The sequence below is a fragment of the Paenibacillus barengoltzii NBRC 101215 genome (assembly GCF_004000745.1).
Classification (GTDB): domain Bacteria; phylum Bacillota; class Bacilli; order Paenibacillales; family Paenibacillaceae; genus Fontibacillus; species Fontibacillus barengoltzii.
In genome coordinates, this window is record NZ_BILV01000055.1 from 17,641 (window position 1) to 41,819 (window position 24,179).

Consider the following 24,179-nt stretch of genomic DNA (forward strand, 5'->3'; position numbering starts at 1 on the left):
ATCCTCTCACCTCAATCTAAGTTGTTGTCGGGGGTGGCGGAGCTTACTTCGCTTCGTACCAATTTAATCCGCTCGATACTTCCGCTTTTAATGGTACGGAGAGCTCTAACGCTTTCCCCATCGTTTCCGGAACCAGCTTGCTCATAAGTTCCAGCTCTTCCGGCGGCACCTCGAACACCAATTCGTCATGCACCTGCAAGAGCATGCGGCTCTTTAATCCGTGCTTATGCAGTTCCTCGTCCATGCGTACCATCGCCAACTTGATGATATCCGCCGCTGTCCCCTGAATTGGCGTATTCATCGCCGTCCGTTCCGCGAAGGAACGCAAATTGAAGTTCGAGGCGTTAATTTCCGGCAGATAACGGCGACGCTCCAGCAGCGTTTTCACATATCCATCACGCTTCGCAGTCTTCACGATCTCATCCATGTAACGTCGAACCCCTTGGAAGGCATTAAAATATTGCTCAATAAAGCGAGCTGCTTCCTTCCGCGTAATGTTCAGGTTCTGGGACAGGCCGTAGTCGCTGATCCCATAGACGATGCCAAAGTTAACTGCCTTCGCCGAGCGCCGCATATTGGCGTCCACCTGATCTGGGCCTACGCCAAACACGTCCATAGCCGTCTTCGTGTGGATGTCCATATCGTGCAGGAACGCTTCCTGCAGCCCCGGATCCCCGGAAATATGCGCTAACACCCGAAGCTCGATTTGCGAGTAGTCCGCGGACAGAATAAACCATCCTTCCTCAGACGGTACAAATACCTTACGGATTTTGCGGCCTTCCTCCAACCGAATCGGGATGTTCTGCAGGTTTGGATATTGGCTGCTCAAGCGGCCGGTAGCGGCAATCGTCTGCCGGAAATACGTATGCACCTTGCCGGTCTTCGGTGAAATTTCCTTCAGCAGCCCCTCGACATAGGTCGATTGCAGCTTGGCCAACTGGCGGTATTCCAAAATAAACTGCACGATCTCATGATAAGGCGCCAGCTTCTCCAGCACTTCCGCATCTGTGGAGTAGCCGGTTTTCGTCTTCTTGATGACCGGCAGGCCCAGCTTATCGAACAGAATTTCCCCTAATTGCTTCGTGGAATTGATATTAAACTCCTGGCCGGCGATTTCATAAATGCGCGCAACCAATTTATTGATTTGGGCTTCAAATTCTACACCCAGTTCTTTCAAGGCTTCCTTGTTAACGGCAACCCCTTGCTTCTCCATATCGGCCAAAATCCGAGACAGCGGCATTTCCAGTTCATAAAATAATTTCTCCATCTCGTATTTCGCCAAGTCCTCACGTTGCAAAGGCAGGATCCGCAGCAATGCATCCGCCTTGCGGGCCAGATGACGACTTAACACTGCCTGCTCCGGCACTTTGAACTTCGCGCCTTTGCCATACACCTCGTCGTCTCCAGGTACCTGCGGCAGCTGGTATTTCACAGCCAGCCCGCTGATCGTCTGATCACTCTCCGTCGGATCAAGCAAATAAGCCGCCAGCTGAACGTCGTGCTCAGCTCCAGCAAACGCTACACCATGCCAGAACAGCACCAAGTCAGCCCGGTGCAGATCATACCCGCGCTTGGGCACCTGATCGTCCGCCAGCCAAGCACGTACATCTGCCGCCTCCTCCGCTTGCAACACGTCAAAAGGCAAGTAATAATGACGGCTGGCCGTAGACAGCACCATCCCCATCATTTCGGCCTGATGCGGGTTCTCCCCGTGGGACTCCACGATGATTCCCTCGATGTTTGGCAAATCGGCCGTAAGCTCCTGAAGGTTGTCCAAGTCCACCGTGGTCACCTGGATGTCCACCTGCTCCGCGCGAGCTCCTTCACCGCTTGCATGCTCGCCGCCGGCAAAGTTCATCCGCTCCAGCAGCGACTTAAACTCCAGCTTGCGCAGCATCGGCACCGCGGATTCCTCCGGAATGCCGTCAAACTTCATTTCCTCCCAGGAGCGTTCAATCGGAACCTCGCGGAAAATGGTTGCCAGCTGCTTGCTCATGCGGGCATCGTCGGCGTGATTCACCAGATTTTCCTTCATCTTGCCCTTCAATTCGTCGGTATGGGCCAGCACTTCCTCAACGGAACCGTATTGATGCAGCAATTTCAAAGCCGTCTTCTCGCCGATTCCCGGTACTCCTGGAATATTATCGGACGTATCTCCCATCAGCCCCTTCAAATCGATGATTTGCAGCGGCTTCAGTCCATATTTCTCTTCGATTTGCTGCGGGCCGTAAGGCTCAACTTCACTGACACCTTTGCGCGTTAACGCCACTTTCACCCGATCGCTGACGACTTGCAGCATATCCTTATCCCCGGTCACAACCAGCACTTCGTGACCAGCCTCTTCCGCTCGTTTGCTCAAGGTGCCGATAATGTCGTCCGCTTCGTAACCGGACAGTTCAAACCAGGCGATGCCAAAGCTCTCCAGCAGCTCGCGCATCAGCGGAAATTGCTCGGACAGCTCCGGCGGCGTTTTCTCGCGTCCACCCTTATACTCCTGATACCCTTCATGTCGGAACGTCACCTTGCCCGCATCAAAGGCAACCAACATATGGGTAGGGCGTTCCTCCTGGATCAGACGCAACAGCATATTGGTGAAACCGTAAACGGCATTCGTATGCAATCCGTTGGAGTTCGTAAGCGGCGGCATCGCAAAAAATGCCCGGTAAATGATGCTGTTCCCATCTATAAGAATCAATTTTTCCATACGACACCTCGTCCACAGTATTCTACCTTATCCTATGATAACACAGGGGCCATCTCGATAACACCAAAGCCGGTCTTGGAAAAGAAAAACCGGCCGCAGCCTGCGTAATTTCGCAAGCTGCGACCGGTTGGACGCACGTAAAACTCCTCTTGAAAGTTATTGATTCAGGTCCGGACGATGCCCGGTCACCAGGTAAACGGCACTTTCCCCGATATTGGTTGCATGGTCGGCGATTCGCTCGATGTATCGGCCTACCAACGTCAGCAGCATCGCCTGCTGGAGGGATTCCGGGTTATTGATCATATATCCGTACAACTCTTGAATCATCTGGCTGTACAGGTGATCCACTTCGTCATCATCCTTGGCCATCTTATAAGCCAGATCGGTATTCTCATCCAAATACGATTGCAGCGATTCTCGTACCATTAGAACAACCAGCTCGGACATCTTCGGGATATCGATGAGCGGCTTGATTAATTTCTGGCCTTCCAGCCGCAGGGTGACCTTCGCGACATCGATGGCCAAGTCGCCCATCCGCTCCAAATCGCTGGAAATTTTAAACGCTACAATAATCCGCCGCAGGTCCTTGGCCACCGGTTGCTGCGTCACGATCAGGCGCGAGCCGATGTCCATCACTTGCTCCTCCATTTTGTTCAGCTCGACATCGCGTTCAATGATCGTTTTCGCTTTGGCCGAGTCCAGCGCCTGCAGGGCATGGATTGCCTCCGTCAGCGCCGCTTCTACATGCTCGCCCATCTTTCTCAGCAGCTGCCGTAAATCCTCCAGATTCTGATCAAATTCCTTTCTTTGAATCATCTTGCTGCAGCCTCCTTGTTATCCGAAACGACCGGAAATGTAATCTTCAGTGCGTGGATCCTGCGGCGTGGAGAAGAGCTTCTGCGTATCATCCGCTTCCACAATTTCTCCGTTCAGGAAGAAGACCGTCTTCCCCGAGATGCGAGCCGCCTGGTGCATGTTATGAGTGACCATCACAATCGTATAGTTATCTTTTAATTGCTGCACCAGCTCCTCAATTTTGAGGGTAGAGATCGGGTCCAGCGCTGAAGTGGCTTCATCCATAAGCAAAATATCCGGCTGCACGGCGATCGCCCGAGCGATGCAAAGCCGCTGCTGTTGCCCGCCAGACAAACTCAGTGCCGACCGTTTCAGAAAATCCTTCACCTCGTCCCACAGTACAGCCTGGCGAAGGCTGCGTTCCACGATTTCATCCAGCTCCGCTTTATTCTTGATGCCGTGTAACCTTGGACCGTAAGCTACATTGTCATAAATCGATTTCGGAAAAGGATTGGGCTGCTGAAACACCATCCCTACCTGTTTGCGTAAAGCCTCTACCTCGACATCATCACTGTAGATGTCCGTATCGGAAATTCGGACAACCCCTTCAATCCGCGTGCCCGGAATCATATCATTCATCCGGTTCAATGTGCGGAGAAGCGTCGATTTTCCGCAGCCGGAGGGGCCGATGAATGCGGTGATGGCTTTTTCCGGAATATCCAGGGAAACGTCCTTTAACGCATGGAATCGGTCATAGTATAGGTTTAGTTTTTGAATCCGGATGATCGGTTTCATTGCAGCTCTCCTTCACCAAAAATACGTCTATGTCACCGGTCCACGTCTCGAAGAAGCCGTTACAGACCGGGGAATGCCAAGCAAACTTGAAGCACGGTACCCGCCAATCGCGAGCCCGTGCTAGTTCTTGATCGATTTAGTTCCTGTACACATATTCTCGATTTATCTTGTGTCAATCAATTGAATTCTATCGCACTTATGTAAAATGACATGGGCTACATTGTAAACGGAGTGTAAAAATTTACGAAAGTGATGTTAAATGCTGCAGCTCCATGAGCACAATTCGCGTTCGCTCGGCCGCCATTTCGGATGAGCGAAACATCTCCTGGCTGCGCTGCTCTGCCACCCGAGCCGACTCCACCAGCGATTGGAACGTCCCGTCCGCGTTCACAACCCGCTCATGACTCTCCGCCATCTCCTCCACAGTTGAAGTGGCGGTGGCAGCCGTTTGCTGAATGAAGTGATTTACAGCCCCCAATGTCTCGCTAATTTCCTCTGAGAAGCGCTTGGTCTGCAAGGCTAGCTTACGAACCTCGGAGGCGACGACTGCAAAACCGCGGCCGTGCTCGCCGGCATGTGCCGCTTCAATGGAGGCGTTCATCGCAAGCATGCCGCTTTGGTCCGCAAGGCGGCGGATATGATCCGCCACTGATGAGATCTGCTGCATCTGCTCCAGCAGCTTGGCCATTTGCTTCTCTTGGAAACGAGCCATCTCAAGCACCCGGGTAAACGACGCCTTGACAGCTTCAAGCTCTTGCCGCCCCGCCAACGATAATGCGTTCATCTGTTCTAATTCCTGCCAGCTTCGTTTTGCCGATTCCGCCACATCTCCCATCGAGTATTCGATCTCTACGATCCGGTCCCGGCTGTCACGCACCGCCGCTTGCCTTGCTTCCTCTGCCTCCCGTTGCAGCTCCCGAGACATCTGCATCAAATCCTGAATCGTCAGAATCCCGTAATATTTGCCTTGATCGGTCAGGATGAGCCCATCATAGAAGGAGGCTCCCTCCCTTCCCAACGCCAAATCCAGCAGTTCACCTGCTGTTGTGTCCACCTCGCAAATCAAAGGCTGCTGCTCGGCAAACTGAAATATTGCGACTTCATAAAAGAGATCAGCAGCAAACCGACCCGCCATATGGCGAAAAAACCGATCCCTCATCAACAGCCCCAGAGGTATGTGATCATCATCACAAACCACGATACACGGAAGATCAGGCTGACGTTGAAACTGCCCCATCACCTGACGACAGGGAACCTCCGGGCCAATAACCGGTACTTTGCGACAGAAAGAACGGGCTTCCACCGTTGTGATCACTTTACTGCCTGCTCCTGCCTGCCCTCCATTCGAGCGTTCCTCATACCTCACCGATGCCGCACGGTGAATCTCGCCTGCTTCGCCGCTTGCTGTCCCGCTCTTTGTCTCTTTATCTGTCGAGCTTTCCAGCACTGCTATGGCCTGTTTAACCAACCTGCTTCACTCCCCCATATGTAAACACTGCGTTCAATCTAATCATAGAGGGAGAATATTAAGTCTTTGCACCTAGGATGTTAGGTCTATGTAAAAAAAAGAACGTCCACCCTCAAAGTTACATGATGGACGCTTGCTTCTTATTGACAACCAGCTTATAGCCGACACCGCGAATGGAATCGATATGCACAGACTGCGGATCCAGCTCCAGCTTCTTGCGCAGTGAGCTGACGTGCACATCCACCGTCCGCTGTCCTCCAATATAATCAAATCCCCACACGGCGTTCATCAGATCGTCTCGAGTCATGACCACACCGGGCTTGCGGGCCAAGTACAACAGCACCTCAAATTCCTTAGGTCTCAGCGTGATAGGTTCCCCGTTCAGCGTCACCTCGTATTTCTCGGGGTAGATCGCCAAGGGGCCCAGCACGATATGGGAAGTATCCTGCTTGGCTGGCTGCTCGCGTTCTTCCTGGCCGGTGGAACGGCGGAGAACAGCAGCAACGCGAGCCAGCAGCTCCGCAACGCCAAAGGGCTTCGTGATATAATCGTCAGCACCGGATTTCAAGCCTTGGACGACCTCTTCCTCCGCATTTTTGGCGGTCAGAATAATCACTGGCGTCTTCACGCCCTCGCTGCGAAGCTTCGTCATGATCTCGAAACCGTTCATGCCCGGCAACATCAAATCAAGCAAGATCAGATCAAAATCCTGCCGAAGTGCGGTTTCGTAACCGGTTTGCCCGTGATCCTCTACGATAACTTCATAGCCTTCGTTCGTCAGGTTGTAAGACAAAAGCCGGGATAACGTCGGTTCATCTTCGATAACCAATAGACGTTGAGTCATAGTACCCTCCATTTGTTAGCGGTACAAGTTCATGTCTGAACCAATATCACTTTAATGACAAGCCCAGCATATCACGGCAATGTTAACGTAGTGTAAAGTTCAACAAAAAACGGTTTACATTTTATTTTATGGTCCCCGGATCGTTCTTAATCATCCAGAGAATGCATCAGAGGCAGCTCCAGAATAAACGTTGTCCCTTCGCCTACCTTGCTCTCCACGCGGATGCTGCCGCGGTGCAGATCGACAAGGTGCTTGACGATGGACAAACCAAGTCCTGTCCCACCGGAGCTGCGAGATCTAGCTTTGTCCACCCGGTAGAACCGTTCAAAAATTCGCGGCAAATCCTTCTTCGGAATGCCAATCCCCGTATCGCTGACGAGAATACGCACCTTCTCCTCGTCCCCGCCTTCGCCTATGATGCTAGCGGATACTCGAACTTTCCCGCCTTCCAGGGAATAGCTGATCGCATTGGACAGCAAATTCATGAAGATTTGCCGCAGCCGGTCTTCGTCCGCTTCGATAAACAAATGCTCGGGCACGTCATGCGACATCGAGATCGACTTCTTCTCCGCAGCCGGGAGAAGCACCTCATACAAGCTGTCAAACAGCTCGCTCAACTGCACTGGCGCGTACTCCAGCGGTACTCGCTTCGATTCGATTTTGGACAGTTCCAGCAGGTCGCCAATCAGCCGGTTCAGCCGGTCGCCTTCGTCATAGATGATCTGCAGAAAAGAACGGGTGGTTTCCTCGTCCTTCACCCCGCCGGCAAGCAGCGTCTCGGCAAAGCCCTTGACCGCGGCAATGGGTGTCTTCAATTCGTGGGACACGTTGGCTACGAATTCGCTGCGCATCCGTTCCAGCTTACGAATTTCGGTAACATCCTGCACCAGGAACAACATGCCGCGATAGTTGCCATTATCCTCAAACATCGGCACCCCGTCGAAATGCAAAATTTTCTCTTCGGGATCATAGACATTACGTTCTTCCTGTACCGCTTCCTTCCGGGCGATGCCTTCCTCCATAAATTTCACGAATTCGTAATTTCGCTTAAGCTCCTGATACGGTTTGCCCAATACCATCTCGCCCTTCGTATGGAGGATGCGTTCTGCTTTCCGGTTAATCAAGGCGACATGCTCAGTGGCATCGACCATAAGAATACCGCCGGTCATATTGGCGAGGACGCTTTGCATCAAATCCTCGTTATCTCGGATCAGCTTAAGCTGCTGCTGAAGGCTGTCCGCCATTCCGTTAATCGCCATGCCCAGCTGACCGATTTCGTCCTTACGAGCCAATTTCACTCTAGCGTCGTAATCAAAACGGGAAATCCGGTGAGCTACGCGAGTAATTTGCACCAGCGGCCTTGTTAATCCCGAAGCCACTCGATAGCTCACCAGCCCCGCGATGAGGAATAAAACAAGCAACGCGCCAAAAAGCCACATCCAAGCTTGGGCAAGCCCTTCCTCCACCTCAGCCAAACTCATCGAAAGCCGAATATAACCGTCAAATCCGCCGGCGGTCACGCGTTGAGCGACATACAGCATATTTTGGCCAATCGTATCGCTGTACCGAATTGCACTCCCGACGTTCCCGCCTGCTGCAGATTCAATCTCCTGACGATGGGCATGGTTATCCATATGCTCCGGGTCGGATTCCGAATCACCAATAACGTTCCCGTCCAGGGTGATGAACGTGACCCGGGAACCGGTCAGCTCTTCGAATTTCTTCGCTTGACGTTCGTAGTAAGCCTCAGCCTCGGGATTCCCTTGGGCGGGAACGAAATCCACAGTAGCTTCCAGCAAATTAATTTCCCGGGCCATATTTTCTTCTAGCGCACGAATGTGCATATTCTTAAACATCTGGGCCATCGTTAGTCCGGCGGCCAACATGGAAATGCCCAGCAAAATCATCAGGATGAGGGTTAGGCGCGAGCGAAAGGTTTTCATGGTTATTTAAACACCGGATCCTTAAATGCGGCGAGCTTCGCCAACGAATCCTTCTCCACACCTTCATGCAAGCTGTCCCCGTGCGAATCCATCGTCACGATCGCTGCAAAACCTTCGACCTCCAGGTGCCACATCGCTTCCGGAACACCAAATTCCAAGAAATCAACGCCGTTGACCTTCTTGATACATTCCGCATAGTACTGTGCTGCCCCGCCAATCGCGTTCAAATACACGCCGCCATGCTCTTTCAAGGCAGCCAGCGTCTTCGGCCCCATGCCGCCCTTACCGATTACGGCGCGAATGCCAAACTTCTTCATGATATCCCCTTGATACGGTTCTTCGCGAATACTGGTCGTTGGTCCAGCCGCCTTCACGTGCCATCCTTCCTCGTCTTTTAGCATAACTGGTCCACAGTGATAAATGACCGCACCGTTCAAATCCAGCGGAGCGTCATGATCCATTAAGTATTTGTGCAGCGCATCCCGACCAGTGTGCATTTCCCCATTGATGATGACTACATCTCCCACCCGCAGGCTACGGATTTGCTCTTCCGTCACCGGGGTTTGCAGCACTACTTCTCGGCTGGCTGGCGCAGGTGTCCCTTCCGCAGCGGCTTCAGTTGTAACCGACTCAAATTCGTCCTCAACCGGCACCTCGCTGCCACGTTCATAAAGCCATTCCCGAATTGCGCCGGTTGCTGGATCAATCTCCACGCCCTGACGGCGGAACGCCCAGCAGTTATAAGCAACGGAGACAAAGAAGCTTGCCGGAAGCCGATTTATCGCCCCGACTTTGCAGCCCAGCAGGGTAACCTCTCCGCCAAAGCCCATCGTTCCAATCCCCAACTGGTTGGCGGTTTCCATAATATATTTTTCAAGTCGGTCCAAATCCGGATTAGGATTCACGTCATCCAGCGGGCGGAACAATTGCTGTTTAGCGAGCTCGTATCCTGTCGTCCGATCGCCGCCGATGCCCACGCCAAGGAATCCTGCGCTGCATCCTTGCCCCTGCGCTTGGTACACGGCATGCAGGATGCATTTACGAATACCGTCAAGGTCACGTCCGGCTCGGCCCAGTCCCTCTAACTCGGTTGGAAGGCTGTACTGGATATTTTTATTTTCGCACCCGCCGCCTTTTAAAATCAGCCGGATGTCAATCGAATCCTGTTCCCATTGCTCGAAATGAATGACCGGCGTCCCCGGACCCAAATTGTCTCCACTGTTCGCTCCGGTGAGTGAATCCACCGAATTGGAACGCAGCTTACCTTCTTCCGTGGCACGCTTCACCGCAGCGTGAATCGCCTTCTTCATTTCAATTTGATTCGCCCCTACCGGCGTGTGGATCATAAACGTGAGCATCCCGGTATCTTGGCAGATCGGTGAAACTTGCTCCTCTGCCATCCGAATGTTCTGCGCAATGGTTGACATGGCCAACCCGGCCCGTGTCGCCCGGTTTTCTAAGGCACGGCCCCGATTCACTGCACGACGAACGTCGCCCGGCAATTTCGTTGAAGCTTCCACAATCAATTCGTATACGCTTTCTTCAAACTGGTGCATGATCCAAGAATCCCCTCTCCCTGCCATCTTGTTAGTACCTTTGGCGCAAAATATGATTCATCCCATGATGTCTTTAACATATCGCATTCTTTAGATTCATAATAACATAAGAACTCGATTCGGTTGACGATTTCTGTCCAAAATCAGCTCCGAATTCAGTGAGATTTATCACTGAACAATTTCTATAGAGGGCTGATTCTGCGAAAAAAACGGATAGAACCCTCAAGCTGTTCGGTCCTGTGCCGAATTTCCTGAGGGTTCGATTACATGAATTGATCCAATCTCAGAATCTTAGCCTGAAGGCTAGCCGTTGACAATCTCACCGCCGTTGATATGCAGCACCTGGCCGCTCATATACGAAGAATCATCCGAAGCCAAGAAGACGTAAGCCGGAGCCAACTCCTCCGGTTGACCAGGCCGTTGCATTGGCGTTGTTCCACCAAATTCGGATACTTGCTTCGCATCGAAGGTAGACGGGATGAGGGGCGTCCAGATCGGTCCCGGGGCAACAGCATTCACCCGGATGCCTTTGCTTCCAACAACGTTCATCGATAACGCCCGTGTGAAGCTGACAATTGCCCCTTTCGTGGCGGAGTAGTCAATCAGCTGCGGGTTGCCTTTATAAGCCGTTACCGATGCCGTATTAATAATTGAGCTGCCCTTGCGTAAATGCGGCATCGCTGCCTTCGTCAAATAAAACATGGAAAAGATGTTCGTCCGGAATGTCTTCTCCAGTTGTGCCGCCGAAATGGCTGTAATGTCTGGCTGCGGATGCTGCTCAGCCGCATTGTTCACCAGGATGTCCAAGCGTCCGAGCTCCTGTACCGTCTGTTGTACCGCCTTCTCGGCAAATGCTTCGTCGCCGATATCACCGGCGATCAACAGGCATTTGCGTCCTTCTTGTTCGACTTCCTGTCGAGTCACGTTCGCATCCTCGTGTTCATTTAAGTAAACGATGGCCACATCGGCACCCTCTTTAGCGTAAGCTACCGCCACCGCCCGGCCAATACCGCTGTCACCTCCGGTGATCAACGCCACTTTGCCCTTTAGCTTGCCTGCTGCCTTGTAGTTCCCTTCATATTCTGGACGCGGGTGCATCTCGGATTCGATACCTGGCTGATGGTTTTGATGCTGAGGCGGCAAGGTTTGCTTCGCTTGTCCATTACCTGCCATTGCTGCATCCTCCTTTACGGTAATTGGTGAACCTCGGTACGAACGTACCTGTCCACTCACTCACCTCTTAGGATAGCCTGACATCCCCAGCTTATCCGTCTATGATTTCCAATGGACCCCGAATCGTTCAAACAACCATGCTGCATCGTGCTTCCGCAGGGAAGCAAATTTCTCCTTCCGAGCTAATGCCAGTGGGCTGAGCTGTGCTGCTTCCAACAACTCTTCGCCAAACGCCTGATTCACCTGTTCCCTACAAACCGAAGTCAGTTCATCCCCAAAATGTAAGTTCGCAAGGGTCAGTAGATCCACACCCCACATTTCCCGGCTATTGTCATAGGGGAAATTCTGACGGAAGACTTGCATTAACGTCACATCCGGGACAATCTGGCAGGTTCTCCCCTGCAACCAGAGCCTCAAGGAAAATTCCGCCGTCTCCACATCCTTGCCGAAAAAGCCGTCCACCAGCCCCTCCATCTCGCGAAACGTACTACGCCCGACGGCAAAGCATTCCCAAGACAACCACGGGATGTCCAGGTTCTGATCTGCACGCTGGATCGGGTAGCGGCGCAACAAGCCAATCATCCCTCCGACCTCCTTGCTGGCCGGGACGGTGGAACGTTCACTCTTCTCAAAAGCCGGGGATACGGCATCGGCTTGTCCCTGCATAAGCGGCTCCAACAGCCGCTCCATCCATCCGTCATCATAATATAAATGAGAGCCGCTGAAGATCAGATAATCCCCCCTAGCATGCGCTGCACCGAGATTACGCGCCGATGTTCCGGGCTCCCCCTTGATCCGTTGAAACGGCTGATCAAACCGATAGTTCATCAAGAAATCACAGCACCCGTCAATCGAACCTTCATCAACGATGATCACTTCATACGGCAAGGTCGTCTGCGACACTTTCAAAGATTCCATCGTCGTGTACAAATCGATTCCATTATTCTTGACTGCGATAATAATTGATACTGATGTTGATGAGGAAGACATACATGATCTCCTTATATTTAGTAAGAATAAATAATAGGATATAATTTAGTAAATCCTGTAATTCCATAATAACCCAATTCGTACTTTCAGTAAATACAAACAAAACCTGTAGTTTATTATCTTTCCAACAGGTTCTAACTTAAGGTAAATACAGGAGGGGTAATATGGATTACGAGGCATTGGGGAAAAGGCTGCGTCAAGAACGGCATAAAATGCACTTGACCCAGGAAAAACTCGCCGAACGCATTGAAGTTTCGGACGCATACATAGGGCAAATCGAACGGGGAGAACGTAGTCTATCCCTGGAAACGCTGGTGAAATTGGCGAATCAATTGGGTGTTACCGTTGATTATTTGCTCCACGATTCGATTGAGATTAGTGACGATCATTTCTTGGATCAGATCCAACAGATCGTCATGAACCGTTCTACGAAAGAGAAGCAACTGGCGCTCGATATTTTAAAATTAATGTTCACCCATTTGGACGAGTTGAAAAAGGCGAATCAAAGTCCTTCCTGAACTTAGCGCCAACGCTGTTTAAACAGCGTTCAACAAAAAGACCTGCCGGTAGATCTACCGTCAGGTCTTTTTTTGATCCATTAAATGATGGTGCTGAACACCATAAAGAACGAAATGAGCAACACCGTCACAGAGAGCAGAGCGCTTAATGTACGAAGCTTCCCTTCCTCTGCCGTCACCGTTTGATTCTTGCGAATGCCATCCAGCGCTAAACGCAGCGGCTTGCCCATAATTCCGCTAAATGCACCGATCGCTAAATACAAGATCACGATCACGATCATCCATGCGACGGAATAATCGCCTTGTCCAATCAAATAACCGCCCGTCAACAATTGGATGATCAGCCCGATTTGTGCGTATCGGTTCAAAGAGATCACTGCTGATACCGTACCCTCCTGAGCTGCCAGCGATAATTTGCCGATCCGGCCGAGTACAAACGGCAGAACCAGATAGAAGCCAAGCGCCAATGCGCCGACAATATGTAGGAATAACATAACTTGGTACATGAACGTAACCGTCCTTTCGTGTCAATTACATTTATTATAATCTATTTTCTTTATGGATGGAAACAAAGAATGGTAACCAAAGAAATTGCTGAATTACAAGGTAAAAAAGCCCTCCCTGCCAAACGCTAGGGAGGGCTTACTTCAACGGAGATTGTCCTGCTGTAGCTTAAAATGAACGATTACATGTTTTTGATGACATGATCAGCAAACTCGGAGCATTTCACTTCCGTTGCTCCGTCCATCAAGCGGGCAAAGTCGTAGGTCACCGTTTTGTTGTTAATCGAAACTTCCAAGCCTTTATAGATCAAATCCGCAGCTTCTTGCCAGCCCAGATGCTCCAACATCATGACGCCGGACAGAATGACGGAGCCCGGGTTTACCACGTCGAGATCGGCATATTTCGGAGCTGTACCGTGGGTGGCTTCGAAGATCGCGTGGCCGGTGACATAGTTAATGTTAGCGCCTGGCGCGATACCGATACCGCCAACTTGTGCAGCCAAGGCATCAGACAAGTAGTCGCCGTTCAGATTGAGCGTAGCGATGACGTCAAAATCCGTCGGCCGCGTTAATACTTGTTGAAGCGCAATATCGGCAATGGCATCTTTCACGATAATCTTGCCTTCGGCTTCTGCTGCCTTCTGCGCTTGGTTCGCTGCATCCACACCGGACTGCTCCTTAATCCGGTCGTATTCAGCCCAAGTAAACACTTTATCGCCGAATTCAGCTTCCGCTACTTCATAACCCCAATTCTTAAACGCGCCTTCCGTAAACTTCATGATGTTGCCTTTATGCACCAGAGTCACGCTCTTACGGCCGTGCTTGATTGCATATTCAACCGCTGCACGGACGAGACGCTTCGAACCTTCTTCCGAAACCGGCTTGATCCCGATACCGGACGTTTCCGGGAAGCGGATCTTCTTCACAGCCATTTCGTTTTGCAGGAAGGCCAGTACTTTCTTCACTTCCTCGGAGCCTTCTTTATACTCGATGCCGGCATAGATATCCTCGGTGTTCTCCCGGAAAATCACCATGTCCACGAGCTCAGGATGCTTCACCGGAGACGGCACGCCTTGGAAGTAACGGACCGGACGGAGGCAGACGTACAGGTCCAGCTCCTGACGGAGCGCTACGTTCAGCGAGCGGATACCGCCGCCGATCGGCGTTGTCAACGGTCCTTTAATGGCCACGATATACTCACGGATCGCCGTCAGCGTATCTGCTGGCAGCCACTCCCCGTATGTATTGAAGGCCTTCTCGCCGGCGAACACTTCATACCAAGCGATTTTCTTCTCACCGCCGTAGGCTTTCTCCACGGCGGCGTCGAGTACACGTTTCGAAGCTTTCCAAATATCACGGCCAGTCCCGTCGCCCTCAATAAACGGAATGATCGGGTTGTTCGGCACTTGGAGCTTCCCATTCTGAATTGTAATTTTCTCGCCTTCAGTAGGAAGATCAAACTTTTCGAGTTTCAACATTTTTTACGTTTTCCTCCTTCAAGTCTGTTTGCTGCATCTCACGGTCTCCATTTTACCACAATGTTCCTTGGAGCTCCCGTATTGCGGTTTATCTTAGTTCGATAGGAATGTATTTCTGATTGGTCGCACCGGTATATTCCGCACGAGGACGGATCAGACGGTTATCTTCCAACTGCTCCAGAATATGAGCTGTCCAACCGGACAAGCGGCTGATGGCAAAAATCGGCGTAAACAGGTCACGCGGAATGCCCAACATCGTATAGACGGAAGCAGAGTAGAAGTCAACGTTTGGCTTCAGCCCTTTTTGCGAAGTAACCAACTGTTCCACTTTGACAGAAATATCGTACAATGTGCTATCGCCCTTCAGAATACTCAACTGGCGGGACATATTTTGCAGGTGTTTTGCCCGCGGATCGCCGTTTTTGTATACCCGGTGGCCAAAGCCCATAATTTTCTCCTTATTGGCCAGCTTCTTCAGAATATACGGCTCTACTTGATCGAGCGTCCCGATCTCGGCCAGCATAATCATTACCGCTTCATTGGCACCGCCGTGCAACGGTCCCTTCAAGGTGCCAATCGCGGAGGTTACTCCGGAGTAAATATCAGACAGCGTTGCGATCGTGACCCGTGCAGAGAACGTCGAAGCATTCAACTCGTGGTCGGCATGCAGCACCAACGCTTGATCTAAGGCGCGAACGGCAATCGGATCCGGTTCTTCGCCCGTCAGCATATACAGGAAGTTGTGCGCGATCGATACGTTCTTGAGCGGAGCCACAGGCTCCTTGCCTTCCCGGATCCGGGCAAACGCGGCAATCAGAGTTGGAATTTGAGTTTGCAGCTTAATCGCCTTTAATTGGTTGCTTTCGCGGGAGTTGTCATTGGCGTTCTCATCATACAAAGCAAGAGCCGATACGGCAGTACGAAGCACTGCCATCGTGTTAGCAGTCTGCGGATACAGCTTCATCTGTTCTAGCACCGCTTCAGGAACTTCGGCATAATCGCTGAATTGCTGCCGCAGGCGGTCCAATTCGGCTCGATTAGGCAATTTACCGTACCACAACAAATAAGCTGTTTCTTCAAAACTCGCACGTTCCGCCAATTCGTCGATATTGATACCACGATAAGCGAGAACGCCATCATGTATGGAGCTGATCGAAGAGGTTGCCGCAACAATGCCTTCCAGGCCTTTCGTAGCTGTCATGATTCATCTCTCCTTTGTTAACATTTTGTGAGCAAACAAGCCCATGAAACACTCTCAAAATTGAAAGTTTTAAATTTTCGAAGTTAACCAATAACGGGCTTATAAATGCATTAATAGAGCTCCACCGCTTACTTCTTCATCATACTGGATTTCCGAAAACATGGGAACCGCTTCGACACCACCGGGTACATTAAATGATTTTATCACAACAATAAAGAAATTTTGTAAACGATTGCAGTTGTGCAATGAATTATATCACATCTTCCAAAAAATGTGCATAGCGGAATATCCGGGGTGGACAAATCATAGAGTTGAACTAGGACAGGTTTTTTGGGAAAAAGGGGAGATGCCACTTGGATCACGTGATTGTCAAGCGCGTGCTGCGCGGCAGCTGGATATGCGTTGTCCTCATCGTCTCTGTCCTGGCGGTCTACTGGCTGCTCCCGCTCGTTTATCCATTTTTGATCGCCTGGCTGATCGCCTACGCGATGAATCCGTTGGTCCTGTGGCTCCAAAGACACTTGCAAGTGCCAAAATGGCTGGCTGTGACCCTCTCATTGTTCATTTATGTAGGCAGTGCAGGAATCATTGTGTCCGCGGCCTTAACACGGCTGGTCAAGGAGCTCATCCATTTCGCCGAATCCTTTGATCATCGAATCGCGGAGTGGAGAAATCTGCTGATCTCATGGACGCAAAGCGAAGGCATTCAGTCGATCATTACTGAAATCAACCGGTTTATTGCGGATAACCCTGGCTATGAAAATACGATCCACAAAAACATCGACAATACCGCCGAAAAGTTCGGATCGTTTGTCTCCCATCTCATTAATCACGTGCTGGAAACGATCGTCAACCTGCTCTCTTCTCTCCCGAATTTAGGGGTGATTCTTGGAGTGATCCTGCTGGCTACTTTTTTTATCAGCAATCATTGGGAGCGGGATATGCGATTTCTGGCCGCCTCGGTCCCTGCGCCGTTCCGCAAAACCGTAGGCGCCATCTGGCGCGACCTCCAGCGGGCGTTATCGGGTTATCTGCGCGCGCAATTTATCATGATCTCGATCACCGCGTTTATCGTTCTCATCGGCTTGCTCATCCTCGGCGTCGATTCCGCCTTCACCTACGCCCTGCTGATCGGCCTTGTCGACCTGTTGCCCTATCTCGGTGTCGGTACAGTGATGATTCCTTGGCTCATCTACGCCTTTGCCACCGGTCACGACACGCTGGGGATTGGACTGGCCGTCTTGTACGGCGTCATCCTGCTGGCCCGTCAGCTCATTGAACCAAAGGTCCTGGCCAGCAGCGTAGGACTTGATCCCCTGCCCACGCTGATCGCCATGTTTGTTGGGCTCAAGCTGTTTGGCGTATTGGGACTGATCATCGGTCCGGTGACGCTGGTCATCCTGGGTGCTGCCGTCCGTGCAGGTGTTGTCCGGGATTTGCGGAACTATATTTTGCATGGTCGATTGAGATAGAATTAGCTTCACGCTTGAAAAAAAAGGCATCCCGTCCCTCCGAGACGAGATGCCTTTCTTGACTTGTTTAGGGGCTGCCTGCCACCAGAGTTAACGGCGGAAATACGTAATCGTTCCGTCCTTGATCTTCTTGCTGACCCATTTCATCAGCGGGCTCCGATAGAGAATACGCGTCAGCGGAAACACCATCGTAAACCCAATGATATCGGTAATGAAGCCAGGGATCAGCAGCAGAATCCCGCCGGCAAATACGCATAAGCCATCTAGGACCATTCGTCCCGGAAGTTGGCCGCCGCTCATCTGAGCTCGGGCATCCGCGAGCACCTTACGTCCTTCAAATTGCATCATCAACCCGCCGATGACCGAAGTCGCCAGCGTCAAAAATATCGTCTTCCCAACGCCCAGCTTCTCGCCGACGTACATATACCCCCAAAACTCAACAATCGGAATCAACACGATGAGAGCGGCTATCCATTTACGCATATTAGGACTCCTTTATCACATTCCTGTACTTGTATTTTACCGCCTCCGCGTCACATAATCAAAATTTTACGGTTTTCGGGCTTCCTCCAACGCCGCGTACCATTCCGGGAACACCTTCTTGAACTGCACCGGTTTGAAATCCTCGCGGCGAACGACATAATGCGAAGAAGAACCCTCGACGCACAACGTGCCTTCCCCGTTATACACCTCATATCCGTAGGCCGTTTTAACCCCGTTGTTCTCAATGACCCGGGTCTTAAGCAGGACGGTATCCCCGTACCGGATCCCGCGTTTATATTCTACTTTCATTTCGTGAACGGGCGAGATATACCCCGCCTGCTCCATATCGAAATAATCGAAGCCGAGATTCCGGCTCAGATGCAGCCTCCCCTGCTCGAACCACTCGATATAACGGGCATGGTAAATGATCCCCATCATGTCAAACTCCGAATATTTCGGCTCAATAGACAGTTCGCATACGTACACGATTCTCCGCTCCTTTCTGATTTGCCTGATGCTGCCGCAGGTACAGTTCCCGTTCGGCGGCAAAAAAAGCAATGGTCCCTCAGCGGGCCCCATTGCTTTCTTTGTGACTTGAAGTCGATGTATATAAACCTTAAGCTACTTGCGGATTTGCCCGATTTTCACCAGATTCGTGGAACCGGAACGTCCGAGCGGTACCCCGGCAGTAATGACTACGAGGTCGCCTTCCTTCACCAGTCCGGAATCCAAGCCGCCCTTCATCGCTTTGTCGAACATTTCGTCCGTCGTGCTGGCGATATCGCCTTTCACCGGCGTTACGCCCCAGTTCAGGGCCAGGCGGCGCAAGGTTTGATCTTCCGTCGTCACAGCGATAATTGGTGCTTTCGGACGATATTTGGAGACCATCCGTGCCGTATAACCGGTTTCCGTCGAAGTAATGATCGCTTTCGCGTTCAGCTCCAGCGCCGAGTTGGCAACTGCTTGGCTGATCGCTTCGGTTACGGTCGTTTGTTGGGCATTGCTTTGCTTCAAGAAGATTTCACGATATTCCAAAGCGGATTCTGCTTTCTCTGCGATGCGGGACATCGTCAGCACCGATTCCACCGGATATTTCCCGGCAGCCGTTTCACCGGAGAGCATAATTGCGTCCGTACCGTCAAAAATCGCGTTAGCCACGTCGCTGGCTTCTGCGCGCGTAGGTCTTGGGTTGCGTTGCATGGAGTCAAGCATTTGCGTAGCTGTGATGACCGGTTTGCCAACACGGTTACATTTCTCGATCATGCGTTTTTGCACGAGCGGTACATCTTCCGCAGGAATTTCCACGCCGAGGTCACCGCGAGCAACCATCAGGCCGTCAGATACTTCCAGGATTTCATCAAGGTTGTCCACACCTTGTTGGTTTTCGATTTTAGAGATGATTTGAATATGAGTTGCGTTGTGTTGCTCCAGCAGTTGACGAATTTCAAGCACGTCGCTCGCTTTACGAACGAAGGAAGCGGCAATAAAATCGATGCCTTGCTCGATCCCGAACTTAATGTCGTTAGCGTCTTTCTCAGTGATGCCTGGCAGGGAAATGTTTACGCCGGGTACGTTCACGCCTTTTTTGCTCTTGATCGTTCCGCCATTGACGATGCGGCATTTGATTTCCGTTCCTTGAATGTCAACGACTGTCAAACCAATCAAACCGTCGTCGATCAGAATCGTCGAACCGACTTCCACATCTCCAGGAAGATCTTTGTATGTGATGGAAATCCGGTTCTTATCGCCGAGAATTTCTTCGGTCGTCAAGGTAATGAATTCATCCTGTACCAGCTCGATAGGCTCTTCTTTCAATTTACCGGTACGGATTTCAGGACCTTTGGTGTCCAACAGTATGGCGATCGATTTCCCCAGCTCCGCACTCGCTTGACGAATATTCTTGATCCGGTTCCCACGCTCTTCGTAATCACCGTGGGAGAAGTTCAAGCGAGCGACGTTCATTCCGGCCATGATCAGCTTCTTGATGTTTTCTAACGATTCACTAGAAGGACCGATAGTACATACGATTTTTGTTTTGCGCATTTGGGTTTCCTCCGTTTAAAATAGTTCTCTCTATATAATCTTTTCCAACAACTAAATTTACTACAGTTTTGTCGATTTGTATAGGAAGTTTATCATATTGTAACGAACTATCCATGATTACGCGCCTAACGACTTGGCTAAGCGCAGGGATTCTCGGTATCTAAATTTCCAGTATTTCCCGAAAACAGCGAAAATAACCTTACCGCAGGTCCCGTAGGTTCCCCCGTAAGGTTATCGCTGTGAAACTTTAACTTGGCTTGGCAGTTTGAACTTTCGAAGCCGCCTCCGGTTCGCTTGGCGCTTCTGAAGACTTCTCATCCTCAGGGATGCCGGCGACCTCAGCCACCGTTTCCGGCACCACAGTTCCTTGCGCCTTCGGCGCTCCTGCCTTGCCTGCTACCTGAAACTCGCCGATTTTGCGGAATTTCCGATAACGGTCCTCCACCAGCTCATCGGGATTCAAGTTGGACAGTTCTTCCAAATGACGAAGCAACGCCTCTTTGATCGAGGCGGCTGTCGAATCGTAATCCCGGTGCGCGCCGCCGCGCGGTTCGGGAACAATCTCTTCAATGACGCCCATCGCGAGTAGATCTTGGGCGGTGATCTTCATCGCTTCCGCCGCCTGATCCGCCTTGGAGGCATCCTTCCAAAGGATCGAGGCCGCTCCGTTTGGCGAAATAACGGAGTAAATGGCATTCTCCAGCATCAGCACGCGGTTGCCTACGCCAAGGGCGAGCGCGCCGCCGCTTCCGCCTTCTCCGAGAACAACGCAGATGATCGGTACCCGCAGCATCGACATCTCGCGCAAATTCCGAGCGATCGCTTCCGATTGCCCGCGCTCCTCCGCCGTAATTCCCGGATAGGCCCCCTTCGTATCGATAAACGTAATGATCGGCCGCCGGAACTTGTCCGCCTGCTGCATCAACCGCAGCGCCTTGCGGAAGCCCTCCGGATGCGCGCTGCCGAAGAAGCGGGCGATATTATCCTTCGTATCCTTCCCCCGCTGCTGCCCGATCACCGTGACCGGCACGCCGCCCAGCTTCGCGAGACCGCCAACAACAGCCAAATCATCCCCAAACAACCGGTCCCCGTGAAGTTCAATAAAATCTTCAAAGATCAAGCCGATCATATCCAGCGATGTCGGGCGCTGATGATGGCGGGCCAGATGCATCTTTTGGGAGGGAGAAATGTTGCTGTAGATCTCTTCCTCCAGCTGCCGGTAACGCTCTTCCAAGCGCGCGATTTCATCGGTAAAATCGATTCCCTTCTCTTTGCCAAACTGCTCCAATTCGGAAATCTTCTCACGCAGCTTCACAAGAGGCGTCTCAAAAGGCAATTCGCCTGCCATTTATACTCCTCCCTTCACGCCGTGCAATTCTAGCAATTTCGCCAGCGTCGATTTCATATCCTTGCGGTGCACGACAAGATCGATCTGACCATGCTGCAGGTTAAATTCCGCCGTCTGGAAGTCGTCCGGAAGCTTCTGACGGATCGTCTGCTCAATAACGATTCTTCCGGCAAAACCAAACACGGCCCCGGGCTCGGCCACAATAATGTCGCCAAGCATGGCAAAACTAGCCGATACACCACCCGTCGTCGGGTCTGTAATGACTGATATATATAAACCACCATGTTCGCTTAGTCGGGCCAAAGCGGCGCTCGTCTTGGCCATCTGCATCAAACTGAGGATACTCTCTTGCATCCGCGCTCCGCCCGATGTGGAGAAAATGATCATCGGCAGACGTTTTTCGATGGCCTTCTCGATGGCACGCGTAATTTTCTCCCCTACAACCGATCCCATACTCCCGGTGAAGAAGTCAAAGCTCATCACGGCTGCCACAGCAGGATAGCCATGGATGGTCCCCTCTCCGGTCACGACCGCTTCGCGTAGTCCCGATTTCAAAGCCTGCTGCTCCAGCTTGCTGGCATACCCCGGGAACTTCAGCGGATCGACCGAGATCAGGTCAGCATCGTACTCCGTAAAGCTGCCTTCATCAAAGGTATAGCGAATCCGATCCAGAGCGTTCAGCCGCATATGGTGTCCGCAGGAAGGGCACACCATCAAATTCTTCTCCAGTTCTTTGCTGTACTGAATCGCACCGCAACGGCCGCATTTATTCATCAGGCCTTCCGGAATTTCGCGTTTGGGGCGATCTGCCTGCGGCGTGCCCTCTTCATTGCCGGTTCGTCCTGAGGGAATGGTCGCGTACTTCCTCTTCTTCTGAAACAAATCTTTGAACACAACTACACCTCTTCAGCCGTTTATTTATCGTAGCAGTTCCACAAAGTCTATAAAAACCCAGACGACCCTATATGAACCCGCACTTCTAGGCCTTATCTGCACTAGGAATCTCGAATCCCTTTGCTAAGGATGCAAAATCGAATTCAACACTTCTTGCACTTCTTCCAGTTCCCCGGAAGGAACTAAAATCTCGTATTGCTGTTTGGATAAATTAACAGGACGTGTTTGGACAAGGAAGCCTTCTTCGGTGAGTTTCGTCTTGATCATATCCGCAACTTTCGCGGTAGGCGCAATATACATAACAGTCCACATGCCCTTTTCAAAGCCCCCTAACCTAATCTTTGAGCCCGTATAATAGAGTAATGATAACATAATTTTCAAAAATCCCGCAACAAAAGGAAACCCGCGCAGAAAGCGGGTCTCGGCAACAGATCCGCCGCAGAGCCCGGCGCTAGGTTCCACGGGACAGTAGGCATTACTCTGAAAGATATTTTCAGAAGTAATGGGGCAAGGGCATTGGATGAGACGGGATCCCGTCCAAAGACAATGGGCTCTTGGGCTCGATTTTTCAAGAGGAGCCCGACGGATAGGTCGTGGCCTGTTCATGTTTATGGGCGATTCGCGCGGAAGCCGCTGCGGCCAGACCGGCGACTAAATCGTCAAGAAAGACATGAATGCGTTCGCCGCGATTGTTCAGCTTCCCTATGATCTCCGGTTTGACCTTGTCCAAATAGCCGAAGCTTGTCAGGCCAATCATTCCAAACACACTCGTGATGCCCAGCGCCATCGTTTCATCCACCCCATACAGCGGTTCGTCGGCCTCCAGGATCGCTTGCAGCGGTTCAGGGAGCTGCTTCTGTTCAGCCAGTTCATCAAGTGCGATTCCCGTAAATAGGGTATATTGAACCTCTCTCTTCTGCAACACAGCTTTGACGCTTTCCAAGCATTGGTCCAGCGTCAGATCCGCATGATACGCCGTTTGCAGCGAATGCACAATTTGAGCGATATCCTCCAGCTTCACTCCACGGCGCAGCAGTTGCGCTTTCGCCAATTCATATGTCATCGTTTCTTCCTCCCTTGATCCCGGCGCAACCGCCGTTGCCCGTAATTGTCGCGATAGGGTTGTCGTCACACTGCGAGGTGCTGTCCATTTAGTGTCGTCTTCGTAACCTCCAGGAACGAAACTCGGCTAGTGCTGCTGCTGAACTGGTACAGACGTTGGCTAGTGCCTGTGTAGAGTTGGTGTTGTTGACGTTGGCTGGTGCTGATGATGGCTACCGTTGACCGTAGTTCCCCCCGCTAGTTGACGATGCCGGAATTCATTTCATGATCGATTCTTGGTCATTCGTGTGTTCCTAAGTGTATGCACCACCCTCCAAAAATGTTCGTTAAACCGTGTCCCGACCTATCCGAAGCTTGCCCGCGCTAACGGACCTCAGCGACGCTATTTGCCCATTTCCCGCAGATTTCCCAATGTAACGGACACTACGGCCGTTATTTGGCACCCAACTGGTGATTTCAGGCACTATGCGATGAAATAAGGTCGCTCAGGTCCGTTACTTTGCCAACCTTCTTGTAAACGTTGGAATAACGGCACTGGAGTCCATTAGATCGGGTGCAAAATAAATACCCGGCCCTGCATCTATGCAGAACCGGGTTATGGCCACCGGATCATGGCGATCCTTGGTCGGCAGATCGCCGTTATTTGATTTTGACCGTGTCGGGGCCTAGCATCTGCTCCATTTCACGGATCAAAGCGGGCGAAGGCTTGATGCTGTAGCGCTCCGTCAAGGCCAAGAGCTTGCCGGTGCTTTCGTAGAACAGCACCGTTGCGATCGGGCCGGGATGCTGCTCCAGCAGCAGCTTGAGCCGCTCCAGCAGCCGCGCGTTCTCCGCCGCGGCTGTGATCTTGATGAAGACGCGCTGCGCCGGCGTCTTCTCCTGCCCGCGCCGCGCGCCCGGCGCGGGCGC

General features: G+C 51.6%; 22 protein-coding genes. 2 read left to right on the plus strand and 20 right to left on the minus strand.

Features of this window, described 5'->3' with window-relative positions:
- Nucleotides 1–43: 43 nt before the first annotated feature.
- From polA to PBA01S_RS15560, 9 genes are all read right to left on the minus strand, one after another.
- Nucleotides 44–2,704 (minus strand): DNA polymerase I, encoded by a 2,661-nt coding sequence (gene polA, locus PBA01S_RS15520; protein WP_127576300.1) that lies wholly within the window; start codon nucleotides 2,702–2,704, stop codon nucleotides 44–46.
- Nucleotides 2,705–2,860: 156 nt separating this feature from the next.
- Complete coding sequence (phoU, locus tag PBA01S_RS15525) at nucleotides 2,861–3,520, minus strand: phosphate signaling complex protein PhoU (protein WP_028539524.1); 660 nt, start codon at nucleotides 3,518–3,520, stop codon at nucleotides 2,861–2,863.
- Nucleotides 3,521–3,538: 18 nt separating this feature from the next.
- Complete coding sequence (gene pstB, locus PBA01S_RS15530) at nucleotides 3,539–4,294, minus strand: phosphate ABC transporter ATP-binding protein PstB (RefSeq protein ID WP_028539525.1); 756 nt, start codon at nucleotides 4,292–4,294, stop codon at nucleotides 3,539–3,541.
- Nucleotides 4,295–4,535: 241 nt separating this feature from the next.
- Nucleotides 4,536–5,762: a methyl-accepting chemotaxis protein gene (locus PBA01S_RS15535; RefSeq protein ID WP_127576301.1), complete on the minus strand. Its 1,227-nt coding sequence runs from the start codon at nucleotides 5,760–5,762 to the stop codon at nucleotides 4,536–4,538.
- A 118-nt stretch (nucleotides 5,763–5,880) separates the two neighbouring features.
- A complete protein-coding gene (locus PBA01S_RS15540; protein WP_016312832.1) occupies nucleotides 5,881–6,606 on the minus strand; it encodes a response regulator transcription factor in 726 nt (241 codons plus the stop codon).
- A 146-nt stretch (nucleotides 6,607–6,752) separates the two neighbouring features.
- Nucleotides 6,753–8,549: a two-component system histidine kinase PnpS gene (pnpS, locus tag PBA01S_RS15545; protein WP_016312833.1), complete on the minus strand. Its 1,797-nt coding sequence runs from the start codon at nucleotides 8,547–8,549 to the stop codon at nucleotides 6,753–6,755.
- 2 nt (nucleotides 8,550–8,551) lie between these two features.
- Nucleotides 8,552–10,105, minus strand: a complete 1,554-nt coding sequence (locus tag PBA01S_RS15550) for a fumarate hydratase (RefSeq protein ID WP_028539527.1) — start codon at nucleotides 10,103–10,105, stop codon at nucleotides 8,552–8,554.
- 303 nt (nucleotides 10,106–10,408) lie between these two features.
- Nucleotides 10,409–11,278, minus strand: a complete 870-nt coding sequence (locus tag PBA01S_RS15555) for an SDR family oxidoreductase (protein WP_009226754.1) — start codon at nucleotides 11,276–11,278, stop codon at nucleotides 10,409–10,411.
- A 99-nt stretch (nucleotides 11,279–11,377) separates the two neighbouring features.
- Nucleotides 11,378–12,268 (minus strand): glycosyltransferase family 2 protein, encoded by an 891-nt coding sequence (locus PBA01S_RS15560; RefSeq protein WP_028539528.1) that lies wholly within the window; start codon nucleotides 12,266–12,268, stop codon nucleotides 11,378–11,380.
- A 164-nt stretch (nucleotides 12,269–12,432) separates the two neighbouring features.
- Between PBA01S_RS15560 and PBA01S_RS15565 the strand changes: the two genes are divergently transcribed.
- Complete coding sequence (locus tag PBA01S_RS15565) at nucleotides 12,433–12,786, plus strand: helix-turn-helix domain-containing protein (RefSeq protein WP_009226752.1); 354 nt, start codon at nucleotides 12,433–12,435, stop codon at nucleotides 12,784–12,786.
- Nucleotides 12,787–12,866: 80 nt separating this feature from the next.
- On the opposite strand, the gene PBA01S_RS15570 is transcribed toward PBA01S_RS15565, so the two are convergent.
- The 3 genes from PBA01S_RS15570 to citZ form a co-directional block, all read right to left on the minus strand.
- A complete protein-coding gene (locus PBA01S_RS15570) occupies nucleotides 12,867–13,292 on the minus strand; it encodes a hypothetical protein (RefSeq protein ID WP_016312837.1) in 426 nt (141 codons plus the stop codon).
- Nucleotides 13,293–13,471: 179 nt separating this feature from the next.
- Complete coding sequence (icd, locus tag PBA01S_RS15575; protein WP_085279265.1) at nucleotides 13,472–14,767, minus strand: NADP-dependent isocitrate dehydrogenase; 1,296 nt, start codon at nucleotides 14,765–14,767, stop codon at nucleotides 13,472–13,474.
- Between the two features lie 88 nt (nucleotides 14,768–14,855).
- Nucleotides 14,856–15,968, minus strand: a complete 1,113-nt coding sequence (gene citZ, locus PBA01S_RS15580) for a citrate synthase (RefSeq protein WP_127576302.1) — start codon at nucleotides 15,966–15,968, stop codon at nucleotides 14,856–14,858.
- A gap of 353 nt (nucleotides 15,969–16,321) precedes the next feature.
- On the opposite strand from citZ, the gene ytvI reads away from it, so the two are divergent.
- On the plus strand, nucleotides 16,322–17,440 hold the full coding sequence (gene ytvI, locus PBA01S_RS15585; protein ID WP_127576303.1) for a sporulation integral membrane protein YtvI: 1,119 nt from the start codon (nucleotides 16,322–16,324) through the stop codon (nucleotides 17,438–17,440).
- Nucleotides 17,441–17,530: 90 nt separating this feature from the next.
- Here ytvI and PBA01S_RS15590 read toward each other — a convergent pair whose 3' ends face one another.
- The 8 genes from PBA01S_RS15590 to PBA01S_RS15625 form a co-directional block, all read right to left on the minus strand.
- Nucleotides 17,531–17,923, minus strand: a complete 393-nt coding sequence (locus PBA01S_RS15590) for an FxsA family protein (protein ID WP_127576304.1) — start codon at nucleotides 17,921–17,923, stop codon at nucleotides 17,531–17,533.
- 66 nt (nucleotides 17,924–17,989) lie between these two features.
- Nucleotides 17,990–18,409: an acyl-CoA thioesterase gene (locus tag PBA01S_RS15595; RefSeq protein WP_009226746.1), complete on the minus strand. Its 420-nt coding sequence runs from the start codon at nucleotides 18,407–18,409 to the stop codon at nucleotides 17,990–17,992.
- A gap of 135 nt (nucleotides 18,410–18,544) precedes the next feature.
- Entirely contained in the window at nucleotides 18,545–19,966 is a 1,422-nt protein-coding gene (pyk, locus tag PBA01S_RS15600) for a pyruvate kinase (protein WP_127576305.1), read from the minus strand.
- Between the two features lie 247 nt (nucleotides 19,967–20,213).
- Nucleotides 20,214–21,314: an acetyl-CoA carboxylase carboxyltransferase subunit alpha gene (locus tag PBA01S_RS15605; protein ID WP_127576306.1), complete on the minus strand. Its 1,101-nt coding sequence runs from the start codon at nucleotides 21,312–21,314 to the stop codon at nucleotides 20,214–20,216.
- Nucleotides 21,315–22,208: an acetyl-CoA carboxylase, carboxyltransferase subunit beta gene (gene accD / locus PBA01S_RS15610; protein WP_028540010.1), complete on the minus strand. Its 894-nt coding sequence runs from the start codon at nucleotides 22,206–22,208 to the stop codon at nucleotides 21,315–21,317.
- A 123-nt stretch (nucleotides 22,209–22,331) separates the two neighbouring features.
- Entirely contained in the window at nucleotides 22,332–22,520 is a 189-nt protein-coding gene (locus PBA01S_RS15615) for a hypothetical protein (RefSeq protein WP_009226742.1), read from the minus strand.
- 256 nt (nucleotides 22,521–22,776) lie between these two features.
- Nucleotides 22,777–23,271, minus strand: coding sequence for a phosphatidylglycerophosphatase A family protein (locus PBA01S_RS15620; RefSeq protein WP_028540011.1), 495 nt, complete (start codon nucleotides 23,269–23,271; stop codon nucleotides 22,777–22,779).
- A gap of 638 nt (nucleotides 23,272–23,909) precedes the next feature.
- Nucleotides 23,910–24,179: hypothetical protein (locus tag PBA01S_RS15625; protein WP_164744172.1), on the minus strand; the 270-nt coding region annotated here is incomplete at its 5' end.